Genomic DNA, 4642 nt, shown 5'->3' on the forward strand with positions numbered 1-4642 from the left:
CAGCCCGCAAGCCTCCACCAGCGGCTCAAGGCCAGCACCGCAGCTTGGCACAGCCAGCTCGATCGCACACCGGCATTGCGCCAACTGATTCGCCCCGAACTAACGCTGGAGCAGTATGTTGCGGCGCTGCGCGGCCTAATGCTCGCACACCGCGAGGTCGAGCGCTGGCTGAGCCAGCTGACCGCCGCTGATCCTAACGCCAAGCCAAAGCAGCTGCCCGCCTATCGGCCGCGTGTCCCAGCCCTAGAAGCGGACCTGGCCCGATTGGAGGTCCATCCTACCCGCTCGCCGGAGCAGGTTGGGGAGCTGATTTGTAAGCAGACTCGGGACCGGGTTTGGGAGCAACCCCAAGCGCATTACCTCGGCATCCGCTATGTGCTCGAAGGGGCGACTCAAGGTGGCAAGATGATCTCGGCCCAGGTTGCGACGCAGCTACCGCAGCTGCGCAGCCTAGATGCCTTCGCCTATTGGTCGCTGCTGGAGGCAGCAAACGCCGATTGGATCGCACTGAGTCAGTTGCTCGCCCGCCCGGCCCACAACGAGGACGAGCTCACCGCGATCAGTGCGGGCGCCAGGGCGGCGTATTGCTGTTTTATCGATAGATTCCTGCCGACTGGCTCGGCGACTGGATCGGCGATTGGGCCCGCAACAGATGAAGACTGCGCGCAGCTTCACCCATCCAGCCCATTACGCCAATCCTGATCCTCCTTATCGAACAGCCGCGTCGCCTCAGCCGGCCCCCAGGAGCCGGCCGGGTAGGTGTGGATGAAGTTGCGCTCCGTAGCCCAGAGCTTGAGGATCGGATCGACGATCCGCCAGGCGTAGTTGACCTCATCATAGCGCAGGAATAGCGAGTGATCGCCTTCGATGATGTCGAGGAGCAGGGCCTCGTAGGCGTCGATCTGCTCGCTGCCCATGAAGCAGGTGTTGGCATCCAAGCGCTCGGTGACGGTGCGCATCTCGAGCCCGGCCTGCTTCACCTGGAGCTCCATGCGGATGCATTCGGTGGGCTGGATGTTGATCATTAGCCAGTTCGGCTCAAGTTGCGCGATCGGGGTGTCTTGGAACAGCTGCTGCGGCGGATGCCGGAAGCGGATGCTGATCAACGAATCGGTGCCCGCCATACGCTTGCCGGTCCGCAGGTAGAAAGGGACATTACGCCAGCGCCAGTTGTCGATGTAGAGCTTGAGCGCGGCATAGGTCTCGGTTGCGCTCTGCGAGTCGATGCCAGGCTCATCCAGGTAGCCGGCCACCGACTCACCATCGACCTCACCGGCCCGATACTGGGCGCGGAAGGCCTGCGCATGCACGGCCTGGCGGCTGATCGGGCGGATCGAGCGCAGCACCTTGACCTTTTCATCGCGCAGCGCCTCGGCATCCAGGCTCGGCGGTGGCTCCATCGCCACTAGGGTCAGCATCTGCAGCAGATGGCTCTGGATCATGTCGCGCAGGGCTCCGACCCCATCATAGAAGCCGGCGCGGCTGCCGATGCCGCGCGACTCGGCATGGGTGATCTGGACATGATCGATGTAGTTGCGATTCCACAGCGGCTCGAGCATCAGGTTGGCGAAACGGAACACCAGGACGTTCTGCACCGTGCTCTTGCCGAGGTAGTGATCGATGCGAAAGATCTGCTCTTCATTGAAATGCCGATGCAGCTGATCATCGAGGATCTCGGCACTCTCGAGGTCGTAGCCGAACGGCTTTTCAACGACCAGGCGCGCCCAACCGCCCTGCGGCTGATTGAGGCCCTGCGCCGCGAGACCATCAACGGTGGCACCGTACTGACCGGGGGCGATCGCCAGATAGAAGATCAGGTTGCGCGGAAAGACCTCATCACCAGCGAGACGTTGCGCCAGGCGCTCGAAGCCATCGGCATCAGTGAGATCGCCTTCGACAAAATAGAGGCGTTCTTGCAATCGCTCCAGCGCCGACTCATCGAGCGATCCGCGCGCCGACTGCTTGACCCAGTCACGCACCTCATCGCGCCAATGCGCGTCAGACCAGTCGCGCCGCCCGAAGCCAACCACGCGCATTCCAGGGCCAAGATGACCGGCAAGCTCGAGATGATAGAGGGCTGGAAGTAGCTTGATCTGGGCCAGATTCCCGGTCGAGCCAAAGATCACCAGTGTGCAGTCGTCATGCATCGGGTTCTCCTAGAGTCAAGAGTTTTATGCTAGCTTCAGTTGGAGAGTCTCATCGGCAACACAAGCATCGGAAACCTCCCATGCCCCTTCCTCTCGCTCATGGTGGCCAAGCCGTACTGTTCGCCAGTAGCGAAGCGCACCCCTTGGTCAAGACCGGCGGCCTTGCCGATGTCGCCGCCAGCCTGCCCGCTGCGCTGCGCGACCTCGGTCATGATGCCCGGCTGATCATACCGGCCTACCCGCAAGCCAAGCGCCTGGTGCGCGAGCTACGGGTGTTGAGTGAGCTCGGGCTGAAGAACACCCAGGGGCCCGTATCCTTGCTCGGCGGTCTGCTGCCGGATCGCGACCTGCCGGTCTACCTGGTCGAGGCGCCTGCCTACTTCTGCCGCGAAGGCAACCCTTACACCGATGTCAGCGGCGGCGACTGGGGCGACAACCCAGAGCGCTTCTTATTGTTCGCGCGGGTGCTGGCGCGCGTCGCGCTCGGCCTGCCAACGCTGGATTGGCGCCCGGATGTGCTGCACTGCAACGACTGGCAGACAGGGCTGGCGCCGGTGTTGCTCAGCCGCTACGAAGAGCGCCCGGCCACCCTATTCACAGTCCATAATCTGGCCTATCAGGGTGTCTTTGATCGCGCGACCTTCGATCGGCTGGCCTTACCGCCAGCGCTCTGGTCGATCGGCGGGGTCGAGTTTCACCAACGCATGTCGTTTCTGAAGGGCGGCATCGTGTTTTCCGACCGGATCAACACGGTCAGTCCAACCTACGCTGGGGAGGCACGCACGGCGCAGTATGGCTGCGGTCTGGATGGCCTGCTGCGGCAGCTCGGACAGCGATTCCAAGGCATCCTGAACGGTATCGATTACCGCACTTGGGACCCGTTGCGCGACACCAGCCTGGCGCAGAATTACGACCGCAACAGCCTCGAGCTGAAGGCTGCCAACAAGCTCGCGCTTCAGCACCAGTTTGACCTGCCCATCGATGAGCAGCGTCTGGTCCTTGGCCACATCGGCCGACTGGTCGAGCAGAAAGGGGTCGATCTGATCCTCGACCTCATCCCCCGCTTCATTGAGAAGGGCGGCATCCAGCTCGTCATCCAGGGCGAAGGTGATCGCGCATTAGAGCAGCGTCTGCTGGAGCTAGCCGCTCAGCATTCAGACCGGCTGAGCGTGCGGATCGGCTACGATGAGGCGCGCGCCCATCTGATCGAGGCGGGAAGCGACCTCTTCCTGATGCCATCTCGCTTCGAGCCCTGCGGACTGAACCAGATGTACAGTCTGCGCTACGGCACAGTGCCTATTGTGCGACGCACAGGCGGACTGGCCGACACCGTGATCGATGCCGGTGAAGAAAGCCTCGCCAAGCAGGAAGCCACCGGCTTTCTGTTCGATGAGCCGAATGCCGAGGCGCTCTGGAGCGCTATCGAGCGTGCGCTTCGGCTCTATCAGCAGCAGCCGGGGGTCTGGCAGCAGCTGATGCGCAATGGCATGACGAGAGACCTGAGCTGGGAGGCCAGCGCCAAGCGCTACCAGGCCTTCTATGAAGAAGCGCTGGAGTCACGGGCAGATCAGGGCATTGCCCTCTCGGCCTGACGGGCTAGGCTCCAACAGCGAGCCTTGAGCGAGCGGGTGGCCTTGAGATCAGGCCGCCTGAGCCGGGATCTGATGGCCGGTCCGGATCACGCTGTTGTGCTCATCACAGTACACCAAGCTGGGCTCGAACAGCGCGGCCTCCTGCTCGGTCATCGCCGCATAGCAGCAGATGATCAGGCGATCGCCGGGGCTGGCCTTATGGGCTGCGGCACCATTCACCGAGATCACCTGGGAGCCCGCCTCAGCACGGATGGCGTAGGTCGTGAAGCGCTCGCCATTGGCCAGGTTATAGATGTGCAGCTGCTCGTATTCGCGGATGCCCGCCAGGCGCATCAGGTTCTCGTCGATGGCACAAGAGCCCTCATAATCGAGCTCGGCCTGCGTGACGCAGACGCGATGGAGCTTGCACTTGAGCAGAGTCAGTTGCATCAGTAATCGTCTCCCTGGGCAGGAGCAATCGAGCTTGCTGCCACCCTTGAGGTAATTCGGTGACCGGTTCGGTAATCGATGTCCGGACGAAGGCCAATACAGATCGCGGTCGAGATGGAGGAATGCTCGCACCGGCCAGCGAGCCTGGCAAGCCTTCTGCGCTGCGCAATCCCTGCGGAGGACTGCCTGTTTGCTACCGGGTTCGTTATTGGGTTTGTGAGTGGGCTTGCTAAGGCGCTTGCTGCAGCGCAGCAAAGCGCTAGGATCTCAGATCCCTAGCCGACTCGGCAAGTGGCGCATCGAGATCACAGGTCAGATTGTCGATCAGCCGCGCTCGCCCAAGCTGGGCAGCGGCAAGGACGATCAGCGCACGATCCTCGGCGCCGGCCCCGCTCGCCTCGGGGCCGAACCCGGGTCCGGTCCCGGTTCCAGTCCGGTGCCCAGACCCAGGCTCAGCCAAATCGGAGCGCCGGC

The 4642-nt window shown here is 62.8% G+C and carries 4 protein-coding genes and 1 pseudogene; 2 read left to right on the forward strand and 3 right to left on the reverse strand.

Annotation, left to right across the window (positions count from 1 at the left end):
• Positions 1-702, forward strand: a 702-nt coding sequence (locus tag ACY693_RS15435) for a biliverdin-producing heme oxygenase (protein ID WP_462322703.1), incomplete at its 5' end; no start/stop codon positions are given.
• On the opposite strand, the gene zwf is transcribed toward ACY693_RS15435, so the two are convergent.
• Positions 672-2147: a glucose-6-phosphate dehydrogenase gene (zwf, locus tag ACY693_RS15440; RefSeq protein WP_462322704.1), complete on the reverse strand. Its 1476-nt coding sequence runs from the start codon at positions 2145-2147 to the stop codon at positions 672-674. The genes ACY693_RS15435 and zwf overlap by 31 nt on opposite strands.
• Before the next feature lie 80 nt (positions 2148-2227).
• Between zwf and glgA the strand changes: the two genes are divergently transcribed.
• A complete protein-coding gene (gene glgA / locus ACY693_RS15445) occupies positions 2228-3739 on the forward strand; it encodes a glycogen synthase GlgA (protein ID WP_462322705.1) in 1512 nt (503 codons plus the stop codon).
• Positions 3740-3787: 48 nt separating this feature from the next.
• Here the strand turns inward: glgA and panD are convergent, their stop codons facing one another.
• Positions 3788-4168 (reverse strand): aspartate 1-decarboxylase, encoded by a 381-nt coding sequence (gene panD, locus ACY693_RS15450; RefSeq protein WP_462322706.1) that lies wholly within the window; start codon positions 4166-4168, stop codon positions 3788-3790.
• 259 nt (positions 4169-4427) lie between these two features.
• A pseudogene (locus ACY693_RS15455) lies at positions 4428-4642 on the reverse strand (hypothetical protein); the annotation flags it as partial.

Source organism: Halochromatium sp., from assembly GCF_054919635.1.